The sequence below is a fragment of the Polaromonas sp. UBA4122 genome (genome assembly GCA_002381615.1).
Classification (GTDB): domain Bacteria; phylum Pseudomonadota; class Gammaproteobacteria; order Burkholderiales; family Burkholderiaceae_C; genus Polaromonas.
The window spans coordinates 33,937-57,552 of the sequence record DFWY01000078.1; the positions used below are offsets into that span (position 1 = coordinate 33,937).

The following is a 23,616-nucleotide window of genomic DNA, read 5'->3' on the forward strand; positions in this document are numbered from 1 at the left end:
TGCCCCCCGAGGGGGCTGTGCTTGCTTGGGGCTGCCCTGCCGAAAATTGCAGTGCCTTTGCAGGCTGTGACTTAAAAAATCTGCAGGCTGACCCAATAGGCAATCGCCGCCACGAAGGCGGAGGCGGGAATGGTAAAAATCCAGGCCCAAACAATCCTGCCGGCTACGCCCCAGCGCACGGCTGAGGCCCGCCGCGTGGAGCCCACGCCCACAATGGCGCCCGTGATGGTGTGTGTTGTGGACACTGGAATGCCCAGCGCGGTCGCCAGAAACAGCGTCAACGCGCCACCGGTTTCAGCGCAAAAACCGCCCACGGGCTTGAGCTTGGTAATTTTCTGGCCCATGGTTTTCACAATGCGCCAGCCGCCAAACATGGTGCCCGCCGCAATGGCGAGGTAGCAGCTCACAATCGTCCAGGTGGGTGGCGAAGCGTCGCTGGACGAGACATAGCCGGTCGCGATCAGCAACATCCAGATAAGGCCGATGGTTTTCTGCGAATCGTTGCCGCCGTGGCCCAAACTGTAAGCCCCTGCAGATACGAGCTGAAGGCGACGGAACCAGCGATCAACCTTCGAAGGTGTTGCGCGGCGGCCGACCCACGACACCAGCACCATCATCAGGGAGCCCAGCACAAAACCCAGCAGGGGTGATATAAAAATAAAAGCCACCGTCTTCAGAATGCCTCCCGACATCAGCGCTTGGGCGCCGGCCTTGGCAATCACTGCGCCCGCAATGCCGCCTATCAGCGCGTGCGACGAACTGCTGGGAATGCCGTAAATCCAGGTCGCCAGGTTCCAGGCGATGGCACCCATCAGCGCGCCAAACACCACGTGCGTATCAACCACGCCAGGCTGGACAATGCCCTTGCCCACAGTGGCCGCCACACTGAGATGGAAGACAAACAGCGCGATCAGGTTAAAAGCGGCTGCAAACATGACGGCCTGCCCGGGCTTGAGTACGCCGGTAGACACCACCGTCGCAATCGAATTGGCCGCATCGTGAAAGCCGTTCATGAAGTCGAAGGCAATGGCCAAAATTACCAGCATGACCACCACCCACAGGGCTGTTTGTGCTGTGCTCATGATTTTGTGCCCTGCACCAGACCACCCCAACAGAAATTGCATCCGCTAGCGGGACAGATCAGCGACGATGCCGCAAACACGGGAGGCATCACGAATTCTCGAGGACGATGCCCTCGATCAGGTTGGCCACGTCCTCGCACTTGTCGGTGATGGTCTCCAGCAATTCGTAAACCGCTTTGAGCTTGATGAGCTCCCGCACATCGGACTCTTCGCGAAACAGGCGGCTCATGGCCGAACGCATCACGTGGTCGGCGTCGGATTCGAGCCTGTCGATCTCTTCGCAGGTCTTGAGCGCCGCCTCAGCTGTCGCCGCATCCCTCACTTTTTCGATCAGCGCCACGGCATCCTTGAGCCGCTCGCAGCATTTGACGCTCAAATCGGTCAGGCGAACGATGTCTTCGGTCATGTGATGCACGTCGTAGAGCGCCATGGTCTCGGCGGAGTCCTGAATCAGGTCGGCCACATCGTCCATGGTGTTGATCAGCGAATGGATCTGGTCACGGTCGATCGGGGTGATAAAGGTCTTGTGCAACGCGCGGTTGACCTCCTGGGTGATGCGGTCTGCGGCGCGCTCGGCGTTGTCCACTTCGCGGTTGAACGCTTCACGCTTTTGTACATCGCTGTAGTTGGCCACCATATTCGAGAAGGCATGGGCAGCCTCCACAATCCGGTCTGCATGCTGGTTGAACATCTCAAAAAAATTGCCTTCTCGCGGCAAAAATTTGCTAAACAGCATGTCAGCTCCTCAGGAATTAAGTCAAAAATAAGACGTTTTTGTAACTGCCGGAAGTTTAACCGGCAAGGCTTTCACCGCTGACCAGCCGCGGCGCGAACCCTTTTCCGTAGGGCCGCCCCAAGGAAAAGACGCCCCATCGGGGGGCAGCGCAGTATGCGAAGGGACAAGCGTGGGGGCTAATTCAGGCGCTGCGAAAAATGAAGTACACCGCGCCCACCATGCACAGTGCGGCCCACAAGTAATCCAGCTTGAGCGGCTCGTGCAGATAAAACACGGCAAAAGGCACAAACACGCTCAGCGTGATCACCTCCTGCATGATCTTGAGCTGGCCCACGCTGAACTGGGTAAAGCCAATCCGGTTACCCGGCACCTGAAACATGTACTCAAACAGGGCAATACCCCAGCTGATCAGCGCAGCGATGTACCAGGGCGACGTCGCCAGATTCTTCAGGTGCCCATACCAGGCAAAGGTCATGAAAACATTGGACAGCAGCAGCAGGCCAATGGTCTGGGCCGATACAGGAAGCGATTGCAGGAATTGCATCAAACAGTTCTCCAGTAGTTCATACAGGTTGCCCGACTAGCAGCAGCACCAGGGTCAGCAGCACCAGCGAATGCACAGAGACCAGCGTCAACAGCGTGACCAGCCCCGCGGGCCCGTATATCAAACCGATCAGTGCGATGCCAATCATCACTGTGTTGGAGTAGGTATTGGCCAGCAGCGCGGCGGTTAAAGCCTTGCACCAGCAAGGTACCGGTAAACAGGATGCCGACAGCCAGGAAATAAGCCACCACGGGCTTGAAGTCGAGTCGCTCGATACGCACCCGGCTCATGGTGCGAAAAAGCAGGGCAGGCGCGAGCAGCAAAAAAACCAGGTTTTAGAGGTATTTAATGGCCTGCGCCCTTATCCAGCCTGTGCGACCAGCTATAAAACCTGTAGCAATCAACAAAACAACCCGGAGCAGCGACACAAAAACAAGCGGGTTCATGGCGCAATCTTAGCGCCCGTTCCCAACGCCCCGAGCGCCAATATTTTTTTGCAAAACAGGGCATAAACTTGGCCTTCATCGTTTTTGAAAAACCTGTTCCAGGCGCACCTCACCATGACCAATCCCACCATTGCCACGCCGGCCCCGGCCACCCGCCGGCCTTCCCACCTGCGCACCCTTAGCTACTGCGGCCTAGCCCCCGGGACACGCCTGCTGGTGCTGGGCGCGGTGCATGGCAATGAAGTGTGCGGCACGCGCGCCATTACGCAGCTCCTGGCAGAACTCGACAGCGGCGAGCTGGCCGTGGAGCGCGGCACAGTGACTTTTGTGCCCATCACCAACCCGCTGGCCTACCAGCTCAAACAACGCACCGGCGAGCGCAACCTCAACCGCAACATGGCGCCCAGTGCGATTCCGCAGGATTTCGAAGGCCGCATCGCCAACATGCTGTGCCCCTTACTCGAATCGCACGACGCGCTGCTGGACCTGCACTCCTTCCATACCGGCGGTGCCCCATTCGTGATGATTGGCCCGCAAAACAACAGCGGCGAGCTAGAGCCCTTTGCCCGGGCGGCCGAAGAAATGCAGCTGGCCCTCCACACCGGGCCGCACCGCATTGTGGAAGGCTGGCTGGACACCTATGCGCGGGGCGTACAACGACGCGCCGCAGCACCCCTCACCGCGGGAAACAGCCGCGCACAAACCCTGGTGACCGACCCCAACTACGGCGTGGGAACGACCGAATACATGCGCTCACGCGGCGGCTATGCGGTGACGCTGGAATGTGGCCAGCACGACGATCCTCAGGCGGTGCAGGTGGCACGCCATGCCATTCTGCAAACACTGGCTTTGCTGGGTATCTCCTCGTTGCCGTTGGCACCGGTGCAGACGGACAGAGAAATCCTGCGCCTGGTCGACGTGACGGACCGCGAGCATGCGGGCGACAGGTTCCGCCGCGAATGGCGCAGTTTTGACGCCGTGAAAACCGGCGAAGTGATTGGCGTTCGTCACAGCGGCGCAGAGGTCAAGGCCCCTGCAGACGGGTTTGTGGTGTTTCCCAATCCGCGCGCCGAAGTGGCGCAGGAGTGGTTTTATTTTGCCCAGCGCCGAGCCTGAAAATCAGTCCTCGACGCGCGCGGCAAAAGTCTTGCGGAATTTTTCGACTTTGGGGCCCACCACAAAAGCGCAATAACCCTGGTTGGGGTTGTTCTCGAAATAATCCTGGTGGTAGGCCTCGGCCGACCAGTAATTGGCGAGCGGCAGCACTTCGGTCACGATGGGTGTGCCAAACAGTTTGTCCTGGCTCATCTGGCGGATCATGTCGTCGGCCACCTGCTTTTGCTCCGCTGTTGAATAGTAGATGCCGCTGCGATACTGCGTGCCCGCGTCATTGCCCTGGCGGTTCAGGCTGGTCGGATCATGGATCACAAAAAATATTTCGAGAATTTCACGCAGCGTGATGTCTGCCGGGTCATAGGTGAGTTTGACGACCTCGTTATGCCCGGTTTGGCCGGTACAGACCTGCTCGTAGCTGGGCCGCTCAACACGTCCGTTGCTGTAGCCCGACTCGACATCGGTGACACCGCGCACTTTGACAAATACAGCTTCGGTGCACCAGAAGCAGCCGCCGCCCAAGGTGATGGTCTGCAAGTCATTCATGGGATGATTTCCTTGGGTTTACTGGCTCGTTGATTCCCGGCCGGGTTCCACGCCGTCACTTTAGCTTTTTCTTGTTCCATTTGCTGCCCTGCCGTCTTTCCGGCGGCTTGGCCGGAAGCCGCTCGCACCGCATTGACAAACGCTGCCAGCGCCGCGTTGTCACGGGCGGTCTTCCATAGGCAGTGGGTGTCGTAAGGCGTGGTGGCCGTATCCAGCGGCACAAAGGCAGTGCCCGCCATGGCGGACTGGCGTAGCGCCGCCGGTACCAGCGCGACGCCCATGCCTTGCGACACCAGCGACACCACGCTCAGCCAGTGCCGCAGCTCATAGCGTATTTCTGGGTAAAACCCGGCTTCGGTGCAGATCGCCAGAATGCGCTCATGGTAGTCAGGCGACACCGTGCGCGAGACCACGGCAAATGGCTCGCCCTGCAAAAGATTAAGGGATAGCGAGCGCTTGCCCGCCAGCGCGTGGCCTGCGGGCAGGCAGCAGACAAAGGCCTGACTGGCAACAAGCGTTTGTGACAGCTCGGGCGGCACGCGCGTGGTGTGTACAAACCCCAGGTCCAGCCGGTCATGGGACAGCTCAATCAGCTGCTCGCTGGAGCTGAGCTCCTTGAGCATCAGCCGCAGCAAGGGATGTTCGGCCTGAAACCGTTCCAGAATCTTCGGCAAGCCGCTGTACAGCATGGTGCCCGCAAAACCGATGGTGAGGCTGCCAGCCATGCCCTGCCCCACGTCTCTGGCGTGGCTGGCCGCTTGGGCCGCTTGTTCAAGCAGAGCCCGCGCCGCAGGCACAAACGCCTGGCCGGCGGCCGTGAGTTGCACCGATTTGCTGTTGCGCGTCAGCAGGCGGGCCCCGACCGAGGCCTCCAGTTGCTGGATATTCAGCGAGAGCGGCGGCTGGGAAATCGACAAACGCCGCGCGGCCCTGCCGAAGTGCAACTCTTCAGCCAGAACCAGAAAGTAACGCAGATGACGAAATTCCATGGATATAAATAATGTATCGTTAAATCAAATTTTGATATTAGACAAGTATCCATGCCCGTCCAACAATAGGAGCGCAAGGCCAACCCCGGGGCGCCAGGCCCTACACTTTGCAAAGCATTCCAAACACCAAGAGGACATCCGCCATGAAAGCCAAATTCAACTGGGAAGACCCATTTTTGCTGTCAGAGCAGCTCAGCGACGACGAACGCGCCATCGTCGAAGCCGCGCATGCCTTCTGCCAGGAAAAACTGCAGCCGCGCGTGCTGATGGCCGCCCGCCACGAAAAGTTTGACCGCGAGATCATGAACGAGTTCGGCGCCATGGGCTTTCTGGGCTCGACCATTGAAGGCTACGGCTGCACCGGCCTGAATTACGTGAGCTACGGCCTGGTGGCGCGCGAAGTGGAACGCGTGGACAGCGGCTACCGCAGCGCCATGAGCGTGCAGAGTTCGCTGGTCATGCACCCGATCAATGCCTACGGCAGCGAAGCCCAGCGCCTGAAGTACCTGCCCAAGCTGGCTACCGGCGAATGGGTCGGCTGCTTTGGCCTGACCGAGCCCAATCACGGCTCAGACCCGGCCAGCATGATCACGCGCGCCAAGCCGGTGGACGGCGGATATACCCTCAATGGCGCCAAGATGTGGATCACCAACAGCCCGATTGCCGACGTGTTTGTGGTCTGGGCCAAACTGGCCGATGCCGATGGCAAGGTCGGCGGCCAGGAAGCGATTCGCGGCTTCATTCTTGAAAAAGGCATGAAGGGCCTGACCGCCCCCAAGATCGAAGGCAAGATGAGCCTGCGCGCGTCGATCACCGGCGAGATCGTGATGGACGATGTGTTTGTGCCCGAAGCCAATCTGTTGCCCAATGTGAGCGGCCTGAAGGGCCCGTTTGGCTGCCTGAACAAGGCCCGCTACGGCATCGCCTGGGGTGTGATGGGCGCTGCTGAAGACTGCTGGCACCGGGCCCGCCAGTACACGCTGGACCGCGTGCAGTTTGGCCGCCCCCTGGCGCAAACCCAGCTGATTCAAAAGAAGCTCGCCGACATGCAGACCGAAATCACGCTGGGCCTGCAAGCCTGCCTGCGCGTGGGCCGCCTGATGGATGAGGGCAAGGACCAGCCCGAAATGATCTCGCTGATCAAGCGCAACAACTGCGGCAAGGCGCTCGACATTGCCCGCATGGCGCGCGACATGCACGGCGGCAACGGCATTCACGATGAATACCACGTGATCCGCCACATGATCAACCTGGAAACCGTCAATACCTACGAGGGCACGCATGATGTGCATGCACTGATCCTCGGCCGGGCGCAGACGGGGCTGCAGGCTTTTTTCTAACATTTTTATAGTATTTTATGGCTATAGCCCAATAACAACGGGCATAAGCAGCTATTTATTTTGTAGCAAAACATGGACTTTGGCACACTCAAACCCTTGCTGACCAGCCTGGCCTTGCCGCCCTTGGCGCCGCTGCTGCTGGCATTGCTGGGGCTGCTGCTGGCTTTCAAAAGAAGACGCGGCGGCCTCGCGCTGGCGGCGCTCTCACTGGTTCTGCTCTGGCTTCTCAGTTGCCATGGCATAGCCGTGTGGCTGGCGCGCAATGCACTGCCGCAGTTTGCACCGACCTCCGCAGCACAACTTGAAACCAGCCAAGTGCAGGCCATCGTCGTACTCGGCGGCGGCCTGCTGCCCGAGGCACCCGAATACGGCCAGTCCCAGCCTCGCGCCGCTACGGCGGCCCGGCTGCGTTATGGCATTGCGCTGGCGCGGCAATCGGGTTTGCCCGTGGCCTTTACCGGTGGCGTGGGCTGGGCCGCCAATGGCGCGCAGGCAGCCTCCGAAGCCGAGGTGGCCGCTCGCGTGGCGCAGCAAGACTACGGCGTGGCACTGCGCTGGCTGGAAGCGCAGTCGCGCGACACCTCGGGCAATGCGCGCCTGCTGACACCGCTGCTTCAGCGTGATGGCGTGCAGCGCATTGCGCTGGTGACCGATGCGTGGCACATGCCGCGCGCTGTCGCCGCGTTTGAGCGGGCCGGCCTGACCGTGACGCCTGCGCCTACCGGTTTTATCCTTCCGGTCGAGCGTGATCTTCTGGAATGGCTGCCCTCTGCGAACGGCCTGCTGGCTTCGCGGGAGGTGCTGCGCGAGTGGCTGGCGCTCGCCGCAGGCCGCTTCATTCTCCTTTGACGGGAGCCCCTCACGGCTGCGTGGCTTGACGGCTTGAGCGGGTTGAACCTGGCGCGCGACCGCCAGTGATGGGGACTTGACCGCGCCAGCTTGACGCTCGGAAGGTAAAAAGCTACATTACTAACCAGCCAGTCAGTAAAAATGTCACTCTCCAAATCATTCTGCGACAAGTCCACCGCATTCAGCGCCAAGCGCGAACGGCGCAAACAGGCACGGCCGGGCGAACTGCTCGATGCGGCGCTGGACCTCTTCGTTGAAAAAGGCTTTGCCGCGACCCGGGTTGAGGAAGTCGCAGTGCGCGCCGGAGTTTCCAAGGGCACGCTGTTTCTCTACTTTCAAAGCAAGGAAGAGCTGTTCAAGGCCGTGGTGCGTGAGAACATTTCCGGCCGCTTCAAGGAATGGAACGACGAGTTCGACTCCTTTGAAGGCAGCACCGCCGAGATGCTGAGCTACTGCATGAGCGCCTGGTGGGAGGGCGTGGGTGCTACCCGGGCCTCGGGTATCAACAAGCTGATGGTGAGCGAGGCCAAGAATTTCCCGGACATTGCCGCTTTCTACCAGCAGGAGGTCATACGGCCCGGCCATGCCTTGATCCGTCGCATTCTGCAGCGCGGGATGGATCGTGGCGAATTCCGCAACATGGATCTGGACTATGCCGTCTACAGCGTGGTGGCACCCATGATCTTCCTGATTCTGGCCAAACACTCCATGGGTGTTTGCGTTCCAGACAATGTTGAGATGGATCCCAAAAAATACATCGCCGCGCAATTGAGCACCATTCTGCATGGCCTGAGCCAGCCGCCTGGCGATTCGGGTCAAGGCCCTGAGAAAACCCGAGCATGAAGCGCTGGATCAAATGGGCGGTGGCCCTTGTCGTCATCCTGCTCGTTGTGGGCGGTGTGCTAAGCGCGCTCTCGGCACGCAAAGCCCAGCAGCAGGCGCTGGTCACTGCCAGCGCGGCCAAAAACCAGGGGCTGGTGGAACTCGCCGCCACCGACGTGGTAACGGCTCAAACCCGCGAAGTGGTTCAGGGGCTGGCTGTTTCGGGTTCACTCAAGGCCGTCAATTCCGCCGTGATCAAGGCGCGCGTGGCGGGAGAGCTTCAGGGCCTGACGCTACGCGAAGGCGATTTCGTCAAGGCAGGCCAGGTGATCGCACACATTGAGGCCAGCGAGTACCTCTCGCGCGTGCGGCAGGCCAGGGAGCAGGCCGAATCGGCCAAAGCGCAAGTGGAGGTGGTGCAGCGCCAGTACGACAACAACAAGGCACTGGTGGACCAGGGCTTTATCTCCAGGACAGCCCTGGACCTGTCGCTGGCCAACCTCAACGCGGCGCAGGCCACCTACAAAGCGGCGCTGGCCGCCACCGAGATTGCCGCCAAATCGGTCGCTGACACGGTGCTGAAGGCGCCCATTTCCGGACAGGTGTCGCAGCGTCTGGCGCAGCCGGGCGAGCGCGTGGGCGTGGATGCCAGAATTGTCGAAGTGGTGGATTTGAGCCGCCTTGAACTGGAAGCCGCTTTGAGCGCGAGCGACGCCGTGGAAGTGCGCGTGGGCCAGAGTGCCGAACTCCAGATCGAAGGCAGCCCGCAAGCCATCGGTGCCAAAGTCGTGCGCATCAACCCCAGCGCGCAAGCGGGCAGCCGCAGCGTGCTGGTTTACCTGAGCATTGACAATGCGGGCGGCGGCACTGCGCTGCCCTTGCGCCAGGGTCTTTTCGCCCAGGGAACGCTGAGCACGACGCGTGCATCAGGGCTGTCGGTTCCGGTCAGCGCGGTACGCACCGACAAGCCCGCGCCCTATGTGCAGACGGTTGAAAATGGGCAAGTGGTCCACCGCGCGGTAGAACTCGGGGCGCGCGGCACGACCGGCAGCGAAGCGGTCGTCGCCGTCAAGGGGCTGGCCGAAGGCGCGCTGGTGATGCGCGGCGAAATGGGCGCTTTACGTGAAGGAACCAAGGTCCGGTTTACGCCGCTGGCCGCCGAGCAGGCAAGCCCGGCGACGAGTGCCCCGGCAAATGCGTCGGCCGTCACCAAACCAGCGCCTTAAGGCTTCAACCCATGTGGTTCACGCAGGTCAGCCTCAAGAATCCGGTGTTTGCCACCATGGTCATGCTGGCCATCGTGGTGCTCGGACTATTCTCCTACCAGCGCATGCAGGTGGACCAGTTTCCCAACATCGACTTACCGGTGGTGGTGATCACGGCCGATTACCCCGGCGCTTCGCCCGAGATCGTTGAAAGCGAAGTCACCAAGAAGATTGAAGAAGGCGTCAATTCGATTGCCGGTATCAATGCCCTGACCTCGCGCAGCTACCAAGGCCAGGCTATCGTCATCATCGAGTTTCAGCTCTATATCGACGGGCGCAAGGCGGCAGAAGATGTGCGCGAAAAGATTGCCGCGATCCGGCCCAGCTTTCGCGACGAGGTGAAAGAGCCGCGCGTCTTGCGCTTTGATCCGGCAAGCCGCGCCATCTGGTCGGTCGCCGTGTTGCCGGCCCCCACGCTTGCCACCAAGGAAGGCGGAGCAGTGCAACAAGGCGCGGCCAGTCCATCCGCAGTGGAGCTGACCAACTGGGCCGACCAGGTGCTGAAAAAACGCCTTGAAAATGTCCGCGGCGCGGGCTCGGTCACGCTGGTCGGCGGCACCAAGCGAGAGATCAACATCTACCTCAATCCGCAAGCCCTGGAATCGGTCGGCATCACGGCCGACCAGGTGGTCAATGCGGTGCGCAACGAGAACCAGGACTTGCCGGTGGGCGCGATCCGCTCGCTGACACAGGAGCGCGTGGTCAAGATCGATGCACGCATGAAGCGCCCCGAAGACTTTGGCAAGATCATTGTGGCGCGCAAAGGGCTGGCTACTGGTAGCGGTGGCAGTGCGCCCATCACGGTTAGCCAGGTCGCACGTATCGCCGATGGCGCCCAGGAACTCGACAGCCTGGCGCTTTACAACGGCCAGCGCACCTTGCTGCTGACCGTGCAAAAAGCCCAGGACGAAAACACCATCGGTGTGGTGGACGGACTGAACAAGGCCGTCGCCGAGATGCAGCCGCTACTGCCTCCCGGCGCACGGCTTGAGCTGATTACCGACGGTTCGCGCCCGATTCGCGTGGCGGTTGAGAACGTGCGCCGCACGCTGATCGAAGGCGGGTTGCTGACGGTGTTGATCGTGTTCCTGTTTCTCAATTCATGGCGCTCCACGGTGATTACCGGGCTGACGCTGCCGATTTCGATCATCGGCACCTTCCTCTTCATGAATTTATTTGGCTTCACCATCAACATGATCACGCTGATGGCCCTGTCGTTGTGCGTGGGCCTGCTGATTGACGATGCGATTGTGGTGCGCGAGAACATTGTGCGACACGTACAGATGGGCAAAACGCCCTACCAGGCCTCACTGGACGGCACGCAGGAGATCGGCCTGGCTGTGCTGGCCACGAGCTTTTCGATCGTCGCGGTTTTCCTGCCCGTTGGCTTCATGGGCGGCATCATCGGCAAGTTTTTTCACGAATTCGGCATCACCATTGTGGCGGCCGTGCTGCTCTCGATGTTCGTGAGCTTCACGCTGGACCCGATGCTGTCCAGCCTCTGGCACGACCCGGCCATTGAAGCGCATGGCAAGCATCATGCGCCGGTAACGTTTTACGATAAAACCATTGGCCGCGTCACCGGCTGGTTTGCCCGCGCGACCGACTCTCTGATCGACAGTTACCAGGGTATTTTGCGCTGGTCGCTGGCTCACAAACTGGCCACGCTAGCGCTGGCCGTGGTGATTTTTTCGATCAGCATTGTCATGGTGCCGTTGCTGGGCACCGAGTTTGTCCCCAAGGCCGACTTCTCGGAAACCACGCTCAACTTTTACACACCTGTGGGTTCCTCGCTCGAAACCACCGAAGCCAAGGCCCGCCAGGTTGAAGCCATCGTGCGCGAGTTTCCCGAGGTGAAGTACACCCTGGCCACCCTCAACACTGGCAACGCGCAGGGCAAGATGTACGCCAGCCTGTATGTGCGCCTGGTGGACCGCAAGGCGCGCACGCGCAGTGTGGACGACATGTCGGGCGTGCTGCGCGAGCGGCTCAAACAGGTGCCGGGCATCACCGTCACCCACGTCGGCCTGCTCGATGCCGTGGGCGGCAACAAGCAGATCGAATTTTCGCTGCTGGGGCCGGACTTTAAGGAACTCGAGCGCCTGACGCGCCTCATCACGAAAAAAATCCAGGGCATTCCCGGGCTGGTGGACCTGGACTCCAGCGTCAAAGCCGACCAGCCGGTGATTGAAGTGGATGTGCGGCGCGATGCCGCGTCTGATCTTGGGCTGTCGGTGGCGCAGATTGCCGCTTCGCTGCGCACCCTGGTCGCAGGGCAGACCGTGGGCAACTGGCGCGCACCCGACGACCAGACCTACGATGTGAATGTGCGCCTCGCGCCCGAAGCGCGCAACACACCGCAGGACCTGGAGCGCTTGCCTTTTACCAGCAGCGCCCTGGGCAGCAACCCCGATGGCTCCGCGCGCATCGTGCGGCTCAGCCAGGTGGCAAGCGTGAAGGAATCCACCGGTCCCAACCAGATCAACCGGCGCGACCTGACCCGCGAGGTGGCCATCAACGGCAATGTCTACAGCCGCTCGGCCGGCGAAGTGTCCAACGACATCAAGGCAGCGCTGGACGGCTTCAATTTTCCACCGGGCTACAGCTATCAATTCAGCGGCTCCACCAAGAACATGGCGGAATCGTTTGGCTATGCCGTCTCGGCGCTGGTGATGGCCATTTTATTCATCTACATGATTCTGGCGAGCCAGTTCAAAAGCTTTCTGCAGCCCATGGCGCTGATGACCTCGTTGCCGCTGACTCTGATTGGGGTGGTGCTGGCCTTGCTGCTGTTCCGCTCGACGCTGTCGATATTCTCCATCATCGGGGTGGTCATGCTGATGGGCTTGGTCACCAAGAACGCCATTTTGCTGATCGACTTTGCCATCCGCATGCGCGAAGACCGGACGGACGCGGACGGACGCCGCGTCGCCGGCATGGAACGCGGCGAAGCCTTGCTGCAGGCCGCCAAGGTCAGGCTGCGCCCCATTTTGATGACCACACTGGCCATGATTTTCGGCATGGTGCCACTGGCCTTTGCCTTGACGGAGGGCTCGGAGCAGCGTGCCCCCATGGGCCAGGCGGTGATTGGCGGCGTGATCACCTCCTCGCTGCTGACCCTGGTCGTGGTGCCCGTGACTTACTGCTACATGGATGATCTGGCCCAGTGGTTCAAGCGCAAGTTCAGCAAGAAAGCGCACCTTGCGTCGCCAGCTGTAGCGGCTGACGCCAGTCCGGATATCGTTACACACCACGTCTAAAATAAGGGGTTTCTCTCGATGTCGTCCTTTTCCTCTCTCCCACCACACTCCAACAGGTCCACCATGAACTACGAACAAGCCCGTTTCAACATGATTGAGCAGCAAATCCGCCCCTGGGAAGTGCTGGACAGTCAGGTCCTTTCTCTGCTTGCCGTGGTCAAGCGCGAGGATTTTGTGCCGCTTGCCCACAAGGCGCAGGCGTTTATGGACATGGAAATCCCCTTGCCGCCGCAGCAAAACCCCAGCCAGTGCATGCTGTCTCCCAAGGTCGAAGCCCGCATCCTGCAGGATCTGGCAGTGCAAAAGCATGAAAAAGTGCTGGAGATCGGCGCCGGCTCGGGTTACATGGCCGCGCTGCTGGCCCACCGCGCGCAGCAAGTGATCACGCTTGAGATTGAGGCTTCACTGGCCCAGACCGCTCGCGATAACCTCCAAAAATCGGGCGTCTACAACTGCGAAGTGCGCACCGGCGACGGCGCCGCCAACTTGGCGCAAGCCGTCTCCGGCAACGACCCGCTGCGTGGCCCTTTTGACGTGATTGTGCTTAGCGGCTCGGTCGCTGAAGTACCTGCCTCGCTGCTTTCCCTGCTCAAGGTCGGCGGGCGCCTAAGCGCCATCGTCGGTTTTGAGCCGATGATGCGGGCCACCCTGATCACGCGTGTGGCCGAAGACGCCTGGCGCACGACGCAGGCCTGGGACACCGTGGCGCCGCGACTGCTCAATTTCCCCGAGCCTTCGAAATTCGTCTTCTGAAAGCGTGTGCTGATGATTTCCCAATTGAGTCCCTCCCACTTCGCCGCCTGGCGTGACAACGCCAGCGCCTTTGAAGGGGCTGCGACCGCTGCCCTGCCCGTGGTGCTCGATGTGCGCGAACCCTGGGAATTGCAGACGGCATCGGTCAAGGAAGATGGTTTCACGCTGGTGCACATTCCCATGCGCGAGATTCCGGAGCGCCTCGCCGAACTGCAGAACGCACTCGGCACCGGCCAGCCGATTGCCTGCCTGTGCCACCACGGAATGCGCAGCCTGCAGGTGGCCAATTATTTGATGCAAAGCGGCTTTAGCAAAGTCGTCAACCTGCAGGGCGGCATTAACGCCTGGTCACAGCAGGTGGACCCGTCGGTGCCGATTTACTGATGCACGTTTGATTTGACCGCTTGACTTTCATTTGCTGACTCGTTAATTTGTTCTAAATTTCTTCAGGACCCTTATGACCACGCCCAAGAAACTGCCGGCGCTACTGCCCTTGTCGATGGCGATCGCTTCGGTGCTGATGGCTGTTGCCCCCATGGCGCAGGCCCAGAGTCTCGTGGAGCTGTATGACTCAGCCCGTGCCTTTGATGCGACCTACCAATCGGCCAAGCTGCAATACGACGCCAATCTCGCCAGGGCCGACCAGGCCAAGGCCGGCATCCTGCCGACCGCAGGCCTTGCCGCGGGCGTGTCACGCACCGGTTTTGAAAACACCAACCCGCCGATAGACAACAGTTTCAACACGGAAAACGCCACGCTGAGCGCTGCGCAACCGCTGTACCGGCCTGCCAATTGGGCGACCTACAGGCAGGGCCTCAAGCAGGTGGATCTGGCCAAGGCGCAACTTGAAGTGGCCGAGCAGGACCTGATCGTGCGCACCAGCCAGGCTTATTTTGACGTACTGGCCGCGCAGGACACGCTGACCTTTGTGCAGGCGCAAAAATCAGCGGTGGATGAACAACTGGCTTTCGCCAAGCGTAACTTCGAAGTGGGCACGTCCACCATCACCGACACGCGCGAAGCGCAGGCCCGCTACGACCTGGTGATAGCCCAGGAAATTTCAGCCGAGAACGACCTGCGCGTCAAGAAAATCGCCCTCGATACGCTCGTCGGCCAAAACGAAGCACAGCCCAAAGGCCTGCTGGTCCCGGTGAATTTGCCGCCCGTGCTGCCGGCCGATGTCAACGCCTGGGTGCAGCAGTCGGAAACGGTGCATCCCAGTATTCGCCAGGCCCAAAGCGGGCTGGACATCGCCGAGCTTGAAGTAAAAAAGGCGGAAGCCGGCCACAAGCCCACGCTGGACGTTGTCGCCAGCTACAACGTCACCCGCAACCCCTCAAGCACGGCGCAAAACGGCGTGTCCACCCGCGCAAACACAGGCAACGTTGGCCTGCTTCTCAATGTCCCTCTTTTTGCAGGATTTGCGACGCAAAACCGCATCCGGGAAACGCTCTCGCTGAAAGACAAGGCGCGTAGCGACCTCGAAGGCGCACGGCGCACGGTGGCCCTGAGCACCCGCACCGCTTTCTTCGGCGTGCTGTCAGGCGAGGGGCAGGTGAAAGCGCTGGAGGCGGCCGAGTTGTCCAGCCAGAGCGCACTCGATGCCAACAAGCTCGGCTACCAGGTTGGTGTGCGCATCAATATCGACGTGCTCAACTCGCAAAGCCAGCTCTTTCAGACCAAGCGCGATCTGGCGCAGGCACGCTACAACGTGCTGCTGGGCAACCTCAAGCTGCGCCAGGCCAGCGGCACCCTGACGCCTGAGGATTTACTACTGATTAACGCGCTGCTGGTCAAGTAAACCCCTGCGGGAATACCGGCGAAAATCTACGCAAGCGCGGCCGCAACCTGAGACTTTGCAGCGACGCCCTGCAGAAAAGGCCGCAAGGCATTGAGGGTGTGCGCTGTCGCACCCCGGTTTCGCGCCGCAAACGCCAGGCTTGCCGACACGGCGCTGACCTGCGCCTGCGTGTCGCCCAGCAGCAGGAGCGCCGCCTGCACGGCTTGCGGCAGACCCGCCACCCGGCGGGCCGCGCCTGAGGCTTCGGCCAGCTCGGCGGCCTCGGCAAAGTTGTAGGTGTGCAGACCCATCACCACGGGGCAGCCGCAGGCGGCGGCCTCAATCAGGTTCTGGCCGCCCAGCGGTGCAAAGCTGCCGCCCAGCAAGGCCACATCGCTCAAGCCGTAATACAGCGCCATCTCGCCCAGCGAGTCTCCCAGCCAGATATCGGCCTGCATCGCATCCATGCTCTCAGCCGGCCCAGCCGCCCACGCTGAGCGGCGCGAAACCCGCAAGCCCTGCTGTTCAGCCAGCGCCTGCACGTCGCCAAAGCGCTGTGGGTGGCGCGGCACAATCAGCGCCTTGAAGCGTCCTGCCGGGACCGCTTCAGACTGGCTTTCTGCTACCGTATTAATAGCTGCTTGCGCCCGCGCTGCTTTGGCTACAGCACTTATTTCCTTAAAAAATTCGTCTTCTTCACCGTCCCGCGAGCTGGCAAACATCAGCACCGGTTGCGCCACCGCCTGCCGCCACGCTTGGCCCTGCGCGAGTTGGCGGGCGTCGGGCGTGGCGTCAAATTTGAGGTTGCCAAACACACCCGCCACCGTGGCGCCCAGCTGGCGAAAGCGCTGGGCATCGGTCTCGGTCTGCGCATAGACCGCCGACAGCGCTCCGTAGGCCGGGCGTGACAAAGGCGCCATGCGCAGCGCCTGTTGCAGCGATTTTTCAGACAAGCGGCCATTGACGAGCACCAGCGGCATGGCGCGCGCTTGGGCGGCGGCCATCATGTTGGGCCAGATTTCGGTTTCCATCAGCAGCCCAAGCCGCGGCTTGAAGTGGTAGAAAAACCGGGCCACGGCGGCCGGGCTGTCCCACGGTTGCCAGACCTGCACATCACCCGGCTGCAACAGGCCCACGCCCTCGGCACGACCGGTGGCCGTGCCATGCGTGAGCAGAATGCGCAAGTCCGGATGCTGCGCGCGCAATGCTTTGAGCAACAGCGCCGCCGTGCGCGCCTCGCCCAGCGAAACGGCATGCACCCAGACCAATTCCGAAACGCTTTCCGCCTCCTGGGTGTAATGACCAAAACGCTCGTCCATCGCCACCAGGTAACCCGGCTCCTGCCGACCCCGGCGCGCCAGTTTGCGTCGCATTAGCGGTTGCACCAGCCACATCAGCAGTGAATAAATGCGAAGGGCCAGGGCATTCATGCGGCGGCTTGACGGTGGACCGCACGACATGCCAGCCAGGCTTGCCAGACGGCCTCCACAGTGGGAGTGGGTTGCGCAAACACGCTGACCTGCCGCCCTCCTGTGTCAGGCCCGGTGCGCCAGGCGGTGTCAAAGTTGTAGAGCTGCACATGCGGCAAATCCAGCGCCACGGCGACATGGCTCACGCCGCTGTCGACACCGATCACGCCCGCGCACTGCGCCAGCTCCTCGGTCAAGGCATCGAGCGCCAGCAAGGGCCAAACGATGGCGCTGGCGGGCTCGCGTTCATTCAGGGCATCAGCAATCGCCCGACTTGTCAGCAACTCACTGGCACTGCCATGCGGCAAAGCGACTTGATAACCCGCCGCATTCAGACGCTGGCCGAGCGCTATCCAGTGGCTCAGCGGCCACTCCTTGTCGGTGCGCGACGTGCCATGCACGAAGGCCACCCGGTTAGCTATCTTTTCAGGAGCTGACTGCACCCGTACCTCCTGGGCTAGAGGCACTTTTAATCCAAAATTCGGGGCCGACTGCAGCGTGTAGCCCAGCGCCCGCGCCGCCAGCTCACGCGAGCGCTGCACGGCATGGGTGTGCGGTGCGATGCGGATGGCCACGTCAGCCACCCAGCGTGTCGGCGCCTCGTAAGCCGAACCATCGGTCTGGTTGGCCAGCGCGTAACGCTTGCCGCCGGGCGCCAGTTGCGCCAGCCTGGCCACCACGGCGGATTTCGTCAGGCCCTGAAGATCGATGACGGCATCGTAGGCCTCCTGCTGCAACTGCGCCAGGAAGGCCCGCCATTCCCGTCGCGTCGCCGCCGCCAAGGGCGACTTGCGCCAGCGCCTGATTTCGCAGGGAATGATGCGGTGCAAGCCCGGGCAGCGCGCCAGCAATGAAGCAAACGATTTTTCCACCACCCAGTCGATCTGCGCACCGGGCAAGGCCGCACGGATGTCCTGCACCACCGGCAGGGCATGAACCACATCGCCCAGCGACGACAGCTTGACCAACAGAATCTTCACAGAGCCACGCGTTAAAGCGTCAATGCGCTGCGGCTGCAATACTCGCGTCGGGCTTCACGCTACGCAGCAAGGCGAGCATGTCGGCCTCGATGCGGTGGAGCGCCTCTTGCGTATGGCCTTCAAAACGCAGCACCAGCACCGGCGTGGTGTTGGAGGCCCGGATCAGGCCAAAACCGTCCGGCCAGTCCACGCGAACGCCGTCGATGGTGGAAATTTTTGCGGGTGCAGGGAAAGAAGCCGCCTTGATCAGCGCCTCCACTACCGTGTGGGGCTCACCCTCTTTGCAGGCGACGTTGAGCTCAGGCGTGCTGAAGCTGGTGGGCAGGCCGTTGAGCAAGGCGCCCGCGTCCGGCACCCGGCTCACAATCTCCAGCAGGCGCGCGCCGGCATACGTGCCGTCGTCAAAGCCGTACCAGCGCTCCTTGAAGAAGATGTGCCCGCTCATCTCGCCACCCAGCGGCGAGTTGACTTCTTTCATCTTGGCCTTGATCAGCGAATGGCCGGTTTTGTACATCATCGGCACACCGCCGGCCGCCTCAATCTCGGGCGCCAGACGCTGCGAGCATTTGACGTCAAACAAGATCGTGCCGCCCGGCACGCGCGACAGCACGTCGCGGGCAAACAGCATCATTTGCCGGTCGGGGTAGATGTTCTGACCGTCCTTGGTCACAATGCCCAGCCGGTCGCCGTCACCGTCAAAGGCCAGGCCCAGCTCGGCATCGCCGCTTTGCAAGGCGCGAATCAGGTCCTGCAAATTCTCCGGCTTGCTCGGGTCGGGGTGGTGGTTGGGGAAATTGCCGTCGACTTCGCTGAACAGTTCAGTGACTTCACAACCCAGCGCCCGAAAAATCGCGGGGGCTGATGCACCGGCAATGCCGTTGCCCGAATCAATGACGATTTTCAGGGGGCGCGACAGCTTGATGCTGGAGACGATGCGCTCACGATAGGCTGGCTCCACATCCACACGGCTGATGACGCCTGAAGTACCCGGCAACACCCAGGATTCGGATTCCATCATGCGGCGCAGCGCCTGGATGTCTTCGCCGTAAATCGCGCGCCCCGCCAGCACCATCTTGAAGCCGTTGTAGTCCTTGGGGTTGTGGCTGCCGGTGACCTGGATGCCCGAAGTGGCCAGCGTGCTGGCCGCAAAATAAAGCATGGGCGTGGTGACCCTGCCGACATCGATCACATTCACACCCGCCGCCGCAAGGCCACGTGCCAGGGCCGCGCAGAGGCCGGGTCCGCTGAGCCTGCCATCACGGCCCACCGCCACGGTGGTCTCACCTTCTGCCAGCGCGATGGTGCCAAAGGCTTTTCCAAGGGCAACGGCTAGCTCTTCGTTGATGGTGGACGGCACCACGCCGCGAATGTCATAGGCCTTGAAAATGGATGCGTTGACTTGCATGGGAGAGCCTCGGTGAAAGTGGGATTGAATCGATTGTAGGCGTCGCCCCTCCTCCAACCGGTCTCATGGACGGCTTCAGGGACATGTCCGAAAACGGCTAGTCCAAAGGCCTGTCCGGCGTATCATTTCCCCATGACGACTGAAACCGCTCCCCTCGCCGATAGCGACTGCTACCTCGCCCTGAAGGCGCGGGACGCACGCTTTGACGGCAGCTTTTTTACCGGCGTGACCTCCACCGGCATTTACTGCCGGCCGGTCTGCAGCGTCAAAACCCCCAAGCGTGAAAACTGCCGCTTTTTCCGTCATGCGGCGCAAGCCGAGCAGGCTGGTTTTCGCCCCTGCCTGCGCTGCCGGCCCGAGCTGGCGCCGCATTCGGTGGTGTGGTCTATCCAGGACGCGTCTTACATCCTGGCGCACCAGGCCGCCCGCCTGCTCGATGAGCCCGAGGGCTGGGCCGACGCCGCGCCCTCGGTCGACAAGCTGTCCGCACGGCTGGGCGTGAGCGACCGCCATATGCGGCGGATTTTCGAGGCACAGTTTGGGGTGTCGCCCATGCAGTACCTGCAGACACGGCGGCTGCTGACTGCCAAGCAATTGCTGGCCGACACGACTATGCCGATTACACAAGTCGCCCTGATCAGCGGCTACGCCAGCGTTCGGCGCTTCAATGCCGCGTTCGTGGCGCACTACAAACTCAACCCGACGCAATTGCGGCGCCAGGGCGCTGACCGTTCAGGCGATAACCTCACCATCCGGCTCGGCTACCGCCCGCCTTACGACATCGCGGCCCTGCTTGGATTTTTCAGCAAGCGATGCATCAATGCTATTGAATTTATAGCTACCGATACCCATCAACCGGCCATTGGAAGGACATTACGTGTTGAATCTGGCGGCAAAGTTCAGGCCGGCTGGTTGCTGGCCAGTTTTGACGAAGCACGTTCCCAACTGGTGCTGCGTGTCAGCGACTCCCTGCTTGAAGTGTTGCCACTGGTGATCCGCCGGGTGCGTGCGATGTTCGATCTGGATGCCGACCCGGCCGCCATCAACAGCGTGCTGCATGCCAGCTTTCCCGGCGGCGACGGGCTGCGCGTGCCCGGAGCGCTGGATGGCTATGAGCTGGCCGTTCGCGCAGTGCTGGGCCAGCAGATCACGGTGGCAGCGGCCCGCACCCTGGCGCAGCGCATGGTGGACCGCTTTGGCGAGCCGCTAGCTACACCCTGGCCGCAGCTGACTCGCCTGTTTCCCGCACCTGCAGTGCTGGCCGCTGCCAGCGGCGACGCGCTGGGCCAGCTTGGCATTGTCAAGCAGCGCCAGGCCGCCATTGTCGGGATTGCCCAGGCCGTGGCGGAAAAGCGCCTGCAATTGCATGGCGGCGCCGATGTCAATGCCACCCTTGCCATGCTGAAAGAGCTGCCCGGCGTCGGCGACTGGACGGCGCAGTACATTGCCATGCGTGCCCTGCGCTGGCCCGATGCATTTCCGGCTGGCGATGTCGCGCTGCACAAGGCGCTGGGCGTGCAGGCGCTGAAAAATCCGGCCAGGCAAGCCGAGCTGGCATCGGCCGCCTGGAAACCGTGGCGCAGCTATGCCGTCATTCGCGCCTGGAGCGGGACGCTGGGCGCCGGGCCCGCCACACCGCCCACAATAGCGCCAACCGCAGCAACATTGGCGACATCAGCAGTTACTACTGAATTGATAGCTACTCGAACCCGTCCTGCAAGGTCCAACGCTATAAAACACTCCATAAAATCGCAAAAAACAGGCGCCGAACAAAGAAGAGACACTCAAGGTGAGCACCATGAAATTTGACACCCCCATCGTCCAGACCACTTTCCAAAGTCCGCTGGGGACCATGATCATCGCGGCCACGGCCAAAGGCCTGGCCGGGCTCTGGTTTGAAGGTCAGCGACACCTGCCGCCGGAGTTGGGAGGGCCAGACCAAAGTGCGCCGCTAAGGGCCGCCCCGAGCAAACACAGCCCACTCGGGGGGCAGCGTATTACACGAAGTGAAAAGCGGGGGGGCCATACCCTCTGGCCCGCCGATCCCGAACACCCGGTGCTCAAAAATGTCAGCCAGCAACTCGCCGAGTATTTCGCGGGGCAGCGCAACCGTTTTGAGGTGCCGCTGGATCTGGCGTGCGGCACGGCCTTCCAGCAATCGGTGTGGCAGGCGCTGCTGGCCATCCCGTATGGCCGCACCGCGAGCTACGGTGAAGTGAGTCGTCGCATTGGCAAACCGACCGCCGTCAGGGCCGTGGGCGCCGCGGTCGGGCGCAACCCGGTCAGCATCATCGTGCCGTGTCATCGCGTGATGGGCGCAAACGGTTCGCTCACCGGCTACGCCGGCGGGCTGGATCGCAAAACCGCCTTGCTCAAGCTTGAAGGTGCACTTCAGGAGACCCTGCTTTGAGTTCCAGGTCTTCGGGACTCGCAGCGCCCGCCACCCTTGCCAGCCCCAAGCCCTGGGGCACCGATTTCGTGTTGCTGGCGGCCATTTGGGGCTCTTCATTTCTCTTCATGCGCATCGGCACCGTCGAGTTTGGCCCACTGCCGACGGCCGCCGTGCGCGTGGCGATTGCGGCTGGGTTCCTGCTGCCCATCGTGTGGCTGCGCGGCTTGTTGCCGGAACTCAAAAAACACTGGCGGCGGACTTTCTTCATCGGCCTGCTCAACTCCGGCATTCCGTTTGCCTGTTTTTCGTTTGCACTGCTGTCCATCAGCACCGGGCTGGCAGCCATTCTCAACGCCACGGTGCCGATGTTTGGCGCGCTGATTGCCTGGGCTTGGCTGAAGGACAAACCCAATGCCTCGCGCGTGCTGGGGCTGGTCATCGGCTTTGCCGGTGTGGCGCTGCTCGCCTGGGACAAAGCAAGCTTCAAGCCGGATGCCTCGGGCGTGGCGCCCGGCTGGGCCGTACTGGCCTGCCTGCTGGCCTGCGTGTGCTACGGCATTTCGGCCAGCTACACCAAGCGCTATCTTTCAGGCTTGCCGCCGCTGGTGACCGCCGCGGGCAGCCAGATTGGCGCGACGCTGGGCCTGACCTTGCCGGCACTGTGGCTGTGGCCGGCGCGCATGCCGGGCAGTTCGGCCTGGCTGGCGCTGCTGGCTGTCGGCGTGATGTGCACCGGGCTGGCCTATATCGTCTTTTTCCACCTGATTGAAAACGCCGGTCCGGCGCGCGCGCTGTCAGTGACATTTCTGGTGCCGGTGTTTGCCGTGTTGTACGGCGTGCTGTTTCTCGGGGAAGCGGTCACGCCGTGGATGGTGGTGTGCGCCGGTGTGATTGTGTGCGGCACAGCGCTGTCCACCGGGCTCTTGAGGCTGGGGCGCGACCGTACACTAAAACGATAACAGGAGCACCATGAGTTCTGCACGCAAAACCAAACGGAAACTGAAACTGAAGCTGACGGCACCCAAGCCCAGAAACCCGCTGGTGGCACCCGCCTCCCGGCGCAAGGCGGGCGCGCACCGCAAGTCGCAAGCGGCCCTCCGGCGCGCTGAAAAAATGGCCTTGAAAAAGCAGCTGCCTGATCAGTGATAAGTTGATTTACTGCAGGGCGCCAGCCACCAAATTGATGCTGAGCGCCAGTATCAACATGTTGAAGCCAAAGGAAAGTACACCGTGCACCAGTGTGAGCCGACGCATCTCGCGCGAGGTCACCTGCACATCGGACACCTGCGAGGTCATGCCGACCACGTGGGCGTAATACAGAAAATCAAAATAGTCCGGATCAAGACCACCGGGAAACCGCAGGCCTGGTCCATCCGGATCTCTCAGGTTCTCTTCCTGGTAATACCGGTGGGCATAGCGAAACGCAAACATGGTCTGAATGAAAAGCCAGGAGGCGGCCAACGCTGCCATGGACAACACAATATGGAACGTGCGCAGCATGCCCGAGAGGTCCCGGGACTGCTGCATCATGACGGTAATGGCCGCCACGCAAGCCGTCGTTGCCAGCAGCATCAGCAGAAAAAGCACCCCACTGGGCTCATCCTGCGCCTGGGACCGCGCACGTGTCCGATTTGAATCAAAGCGCGCACACAGCCACCAGGCCAGCATCAGGTAGACGGAAATGCCCACACACCACCCCAAGAGCCCGCGAAACTGCCATGCCAGCGGCATGGGCAGCGCCGCTGTGGCCAAGCCAGCCAACAATCCGTAGCCCAGGCGCTGTGGGCCGGTGGTTTCGGAAAGGTGTTTACGCATGGCGTTGATTGTGATGGCAATATCCTTCAG

22 protein-coding genes and 1 pseudogene are annotated in these 23,616 nt (G+C 61.6%); 13 read left to right on the forward strand and 10 right to left on the reverse strand.

What is annotated here, in order from left to right:
* Positions 1–71 precede the first annotated feature (71 nt).
* The 4 genes and pseudogenes from B3F77_RS10190 to B3F77_RS10205 form a co-directional block, all read right to left on the reverse strand.
* The gene (locus tag B3F77_RS10190) at positions 72–1,082 is read right to left on the reverse strand and encodes an inorganic phosphate transporter (RefSeq protein WP_293604847.1); all 1,011 of its coding nucleotides are present in this window, start codon (positions 1,080–1,082) and stop codon (positions 72–74) included.
* An 88-nt stretch (positions 1,083–1,170) separates the two neighbouring features.
* Positions 1,171–1,818: a DUF47 domain-containing protein gene (locus tag B3F77_RS10195; RefSeq protein WP_293604848.1), complete on the reverse strand. Its 648-nt coding sequence runs from the start codon at positions 1,816–1,818 to the stop codon at positions 1,171–1,173.
* Between the two features lie 181 nt (positions 1,819–1,999).
* Positions 2,000–2,362 carry a DMT family protein gene (locus tag B3F77_RS10200; protein WP_293604849.1) on the reverse strand — a complete coding sequence of 121 codons (363 nt, stop codon included), beginning with the start codon at positions 2,360–2,362 and terminating at the stop codon, positions 2,000–2,002.
* A 52-nt stretch (positions 2,363–2,414) separates the two neighbouring features.
* A pseudogene (locus B3F77_RS10205) lies at positions 2,415–2,808 on the reverse strand (AEC family transporter); the annotation flags it as partial.
* 114 nt (positions 2,809–2,922) lie between these two features.
* Between B3F77_RS10205 and B3F77_RS10210 the strand changes: the two are divergent.
* Positions 2,923–3,924 (forward strand): succinylglutamate desuccinylase/aspartoacylase domain-containing protein, encoded by a 1,002-nt coding sequence (locus tag B3F77_RS10210; RefSeq protein WP_293604850.1) that lies wholly within the window; start codon positions 2,923–2,925, stop codon positions 3,922–3,924.
* A gap of 3 nt (positions 3,925–3,927) precedes the next feature.
* On the opposite strand, the gene msrA is transcribed toward B3F77_RS10210, so the two are convergent.
* Both msrA and B3F77_RS10220 read right to left on the reverse strand, forming a co-directional pair.
* Positions 3,928–4,467, reverse strand: coding sequence for a peptide-methionine (S)-S-oxide reductase MsrA (msrA, locus tag B3F77_RS10215; RefSeq protein WP_293604851.1), 540 nt, complete (start codon positions 4,465–4,467; stop codon positions 3,928–3,930).
* On the reverse strand, positions 4,464–5,456 hold the full coding sequence (locus tag B3F77_RS10220; RefSeq protein ID WP_293604852.1) for a LysR substrate-binding domain-containing protein: 993 nt from the start codon (positions 5,454–5,456) through the stop codon (positions 4,464–4,466). The genes msrA and B3F77_RS10220 overlap by 4 nt, the downstream gene beginning before the upstream one ends.
* A gap of 143 nt (positions 5,457–5,599) precedes the next feature.
* Here B3F77_RS10220 and B3F77_RS10225 point away from each other — a divergent pair, with 143 nt between their 5' ends.
* The 8 genes from B3F77_RS10225 to B3F77_RS10260 all read left to right on the forward strand — a co-directional run bounded on the left by B3F77_RS10225 (position 5,600) and on the right by B3F77_RS10260 (position 15,546).
* Entirely contained in the window at positions 5,600–6,796 is a 1,197-nt protein-coding gene (locus B3F77_RS10225; protein ID WP_293604853.1) for an acyl-CoA dehydrogenase, read from the forward strand.
* A gap of 72 nt (positions 6,797–6,868) precedes the next feature.
* Entirely contained in the window at positions 6,869–7,645 is a 777-nt protein-coding gene (locus tag B3F77_RS10230) for a YdcF family protein (protein ID WP_293604854.1), read from the forward strand.
* 141 nt (positions 7,646–7,786) lie between these two features.
* Entirely contained in the window at positions 7,787–8,488 is a 702-nt protein-coding gene (locus B3F77_RS10235; protein ID WP_293604855.1) for a TetR/AcrR family transcriptional regulator, read from the forward strand.
* A complete protein-coding gene (locus B3F77_RS10240) occupies positions 8,485–9,693 on the forward strand; it encodes an efflux RND transporter periplasmic adaptor subunit (protein ID WP_293604856.1) in 1,209 nt (402 codons plus the stop codon). The genes B3F77_RS10235 and B3F77_RS10240 overlap by 4 nt, the downstream gene beginning before the upstream one ends.
* A gap of 11 nt (positions 9,694–9,704) precedes the next feature.
* Positions 9,705–12,992: an efflux RND transporter permease subunit gene (locus B3F77_RS10245; RefSeq protein ID WP_293604857.1), complete on the forward strand. Its 3,288-nt coding sequence runs from the start codon at positions 9,705–9,707 to the stop codon at positions 12,990–12,992.
* Positions 12,993–13,055: 63 nt separating this feature from the next.
* Positions 13,056–13,745: a protein-L-isoaspartate O-methyltransferase family protein gene (locus tag B3F77_RS10250; RefSeq protein WP_293604858.1), complete on the forward strand. Its 690-nt coding sequence runs from the start codon at positions 13,056–13,058 to the stop codon at positions 13,743–13,745.
* 12 nt (positions 13,746–13,757) lie between these two features.
* Positions 13,758–14,129 (forward strand): rhodanese-like domain-containing protein, encoded by a 372-nt coding sequence (locus tag B3F77_RS10255; RefSeq protein WP_293604859.1) that lies wholly within the window; start codon positions 13,758–13,760, stop codon positions 14,127–14,129.
* Between the two features lie 73 nt (positions 14,130–14,202).
* Positions 14,203–15,546: a TolC family outer membrane protein gene (locus B3F77_RS10260; RefSeq protein WP_293604860.1), complete on the forward strand. Its 1,344-nt coding sequence runs from the start codon at positions 14,203–14,205 to the stop codon at positions 15,544–15,546.
* 26 nt (positions 15,547–15,572) lie between these two features.
* Here B3F77_RS10260 and B3F77_RS10265 read toward each other — a convergent pair whose 3' ends face one another.
* Genes B3F77_RS10265 through B3F77_RS10275 form a run of 3 tightly spaced genes read right to left on the reverse strand, consistent with a single transcriptional unit; the run spans position 15,573 to position 19,379 of the window.
* Positions 15,573–16,955 carry a 3-deoxy-D-manno-octulosonic acid transferase gene (locus tag B3F77_RS10265; RefSeq protein ID WP_293604861.1) on the reverse strand — a complete coding sequence of 461 codons (1,383 nt, stop codon included), beginning with the start codon at positions 16,953–16,955 and terminating at the stop codon, positions 15,573–15,575.
* Positions 16,952–17,974, reverse strand: coding sequence for a lipopolysaccharide heptosyltransferase I (gene waaC / locus B3F77_RS10270; protein ID WP_293604862.1), 1,023 nt, complete (start codon positions 17,972–17,974; stop codon positions 16,952–16,954). The genes B3F77_RS10265 and waaC overlap by 4 nt, the downstream gene beginning before the upstream one ends.
* 19 nt (positions 17,975–17,993) lie before the next feature.
* On the reverse strand, positions 17,994–19,379 hold the full coding sequence (locus B3F77_RS10275; RefSeq protein WP_293604863.1) for a phosphomannomutase/phosphoglucomutase: 1,386 nt from the start codon (positions 19,377–19,379) through the stop codon (positions 17,994–17,996).
* Between the two features lie 132 nt (positions 19,380–19,511).
* On the opposite strand from B3F77_RS10275, the gene B3F77_RS10280 reads away from it, so the two are divergent.
* The 4 genes from B3F77_RS10280 to B3F77_RS10295 are packed head-to-tail and all read left to right on the forward strand — an operon-like array spanning position 19,512 to position 22,917.
* Positions 19,512–21,188, forward strand: coding sequence for a DNA-3-methyladenine glycosylase 2 family protein (locus B3F77_RS10280; protein WP_293604864.1), 1,677 nt, complete (start codon positions 19,512–19,514; stop codon positions 21,186–21,188).
* Positions 21,178–21,789, forward strand: a complete 612-nt coding sequence (locus B3F77_RS10285; RefSeq protein ID WP_293604865.1) for a methylated-DNA--[protein]-cysteine S-methyltransferase — start codon at positions 21,178–21,180, stop codon at positions 21,787–21,789. Before B3F77_RS10280 ends, B3F77_RS10285 begins: the two co-directional genes overlap by 11 nt.
* The gene (locus B3F77_RS10290) at positions 21,786–22,730 is read left to right on the forward strand and encodes a DMT family transporter (RefSeq protein ID WP_293604866.1); all 945 of its coding nucleotides are present in this window, start codon (positions 21,786–21,788) and stop codon (positions 22,728–22,730) included. Before B3F77_RS10285 ends, B3F77_RS10290 begins: the two co-directional genes overlap by 4 nt.
* A 10-nt stretch (positions 22,731–22,740) precedes the next feature.
* A complete protein-coding gene (locus B3F77_RS10295; protein ID WP_293604867.1) occupies positions 22,741–22,917 on the forward strand; it encodes a hypothetical protein in 177 nt (58 codons plus the stop codon).
* Positions 22,918–22,926: 9 nt separating this feature from the next.
* Here B3F77_RS10295 and B3F77_RS10300 read toward each other — a convergent pair whose 3' ends face one another.
* Positions 22,927–23,586, reverse strand: a complete 660-nt coding sequence (locus B3F77_RS10300; RefSeq protein ID WP_293604868.1) for a DUF1345 domain-containing protein — start codon at positions 23,584–23,586, stop codon at positions 22,927–22,929.
* Positions 23,587–23,616: the final 30 nt, after the last annotated feature.

Bases quoted from the DNA above. Each gene is read 5' to 3' on its own strand.
- B3F77_RS10250 (WP_293604858.1), top strand. From the start codon at position 13,056: ATGAACTACGAACAAGCCCGTTTCAACATGATTGAGCAGCAAATCCGC.
- B3F77_RS10240 (WP_293604856.1), top strand. From the start codon at position 8,485: ATGAAGCGCTGGATCAAATGGGCGGTGGCCCTTGTCGTCATCCTGCTC.
- B3F77_RS10260 (WP_293604860.1), top strand. From the start codon at position 14,203: ATGACCACGCCCAAGAAACTGCCGGCGCTACTGCCCTTGTCGATGGCG.
- B3F77_RS10220 (WP_293604852.1), bottom strand. From the start codon at position 5,456: ATGGAATTTCGTCATCTGCGTTACTTTCTGGTTCTGGCTGAAGAGTTG.
- B3F77_RS10210 (WP_293604850.1), top strand. From the start codon at position 2,923: ATGACCAATCCCACCATTGCCACGCCGGCCCCGGCCACCCGCCGGCCT.
- B3F77_RS10255 (WP_293604859.1), top strand. From the start codon at position 13,758: ATGATTTCCCAATTGAGTCCCTCCCACTTCGCCGCCTGGCGTGACAAC.
- B3F77_RS10300 (WP_293604868.1), bottom strand. From the start codon at position 23,586: ATGCGTAAACACCTTTCCGAAACCACCGGCCCACAGCGCCTGGGCTAC.
- B3F77_RS10230 (WP_293604854.1), top strand. From the start codon at position 6,869: ATGGACTTTGGCACACTCAAACCCTTGCTGACCAGCCTGGCCTTGCCG.
- B3F77_RS10235 (WP_293604855.1), top strand. From the start codon at position 7,787: ATGTCACTCTCCAAATCATTCTGCGACAAGTCCACCGCATTCAGCGCC.
- B3F77_RS10225 (WP_293604853.1), top strand. From the start codon at position 5,600: ATGAAAGCCAAATTCAACTGGGAAGACCCATTTTTGCTGTCAGAGCAG.
- msrA (WP_293604851.1), bottom strand. From the start codon at position 4,467: ATGAATGACTTGCAGACCATCACCTTGGGCGGCGGCTGCTTCTGGTGC.
- B3F77_RS10295 (WP_293604867.1), top strand. From the start codon at position 22,741: ATGAGTTCTGCACGCAAAACCAAACGGAAACTGAAACTGAAGCTGACG.
- B3F77_RS10280 (WP_293604864.1), top strand. From the start codon at position 19,512: ATGACGACTGAAACCGCTCCCCTCGCCGATAGCGACTGCTACCTCGCC.
- B3F77_RS10245 (WP_293604857.1), top strand. From the start codon at position 9,705: ATGTGGTTCACGCAGGTCAGCCTCAAGAATCCGGTGTTTGCCACCATG.
- B3F77_RS10190 (WP_293604847.1), bottom strand. From the start codon at position 1,082: ATGAGCACAGCACAAACAGCCCTGTGGGTGGTGGTCATGCTGGTAATT.
- B3F77_RS10275 (WP_293604863.1), bottom strand. From the start codon at position 19,379: ATGCAAGTCAACGCATCCATTTTCAAGGCCTATGACATTCGCGGCGTG.
- B3F77_RS10195 (WP_293604848.1), bottom strand. From the start codon at position 1,818: ATGCTGTTTAGCAAATTTTTGCCGCGAGAAGGCAATTTTTTTGAGATG.
- B3F77_RS10200 (WP_293604849.1), bottom strand. From the start codon at position 2,362: ATGCAATTCCTGCAATCGCTTCCTGTATCGGCCCAGACCATTGGCCTG.
- B3F77_RS10285 (WP_293604865.1), top strand. From the start codon at position 21,178: ATGAAATTTGACACCCCCATCGTCCAGACCACTTTCCAAAGTCCGCTG.
- B3F77_RS10265 (WP_293604861.1), bottom strand. From the start codon at position 16,955: ATGAATGCCCTGGCCCTTCGCATTTATTCACTGCTGATGTGGCTGGTG.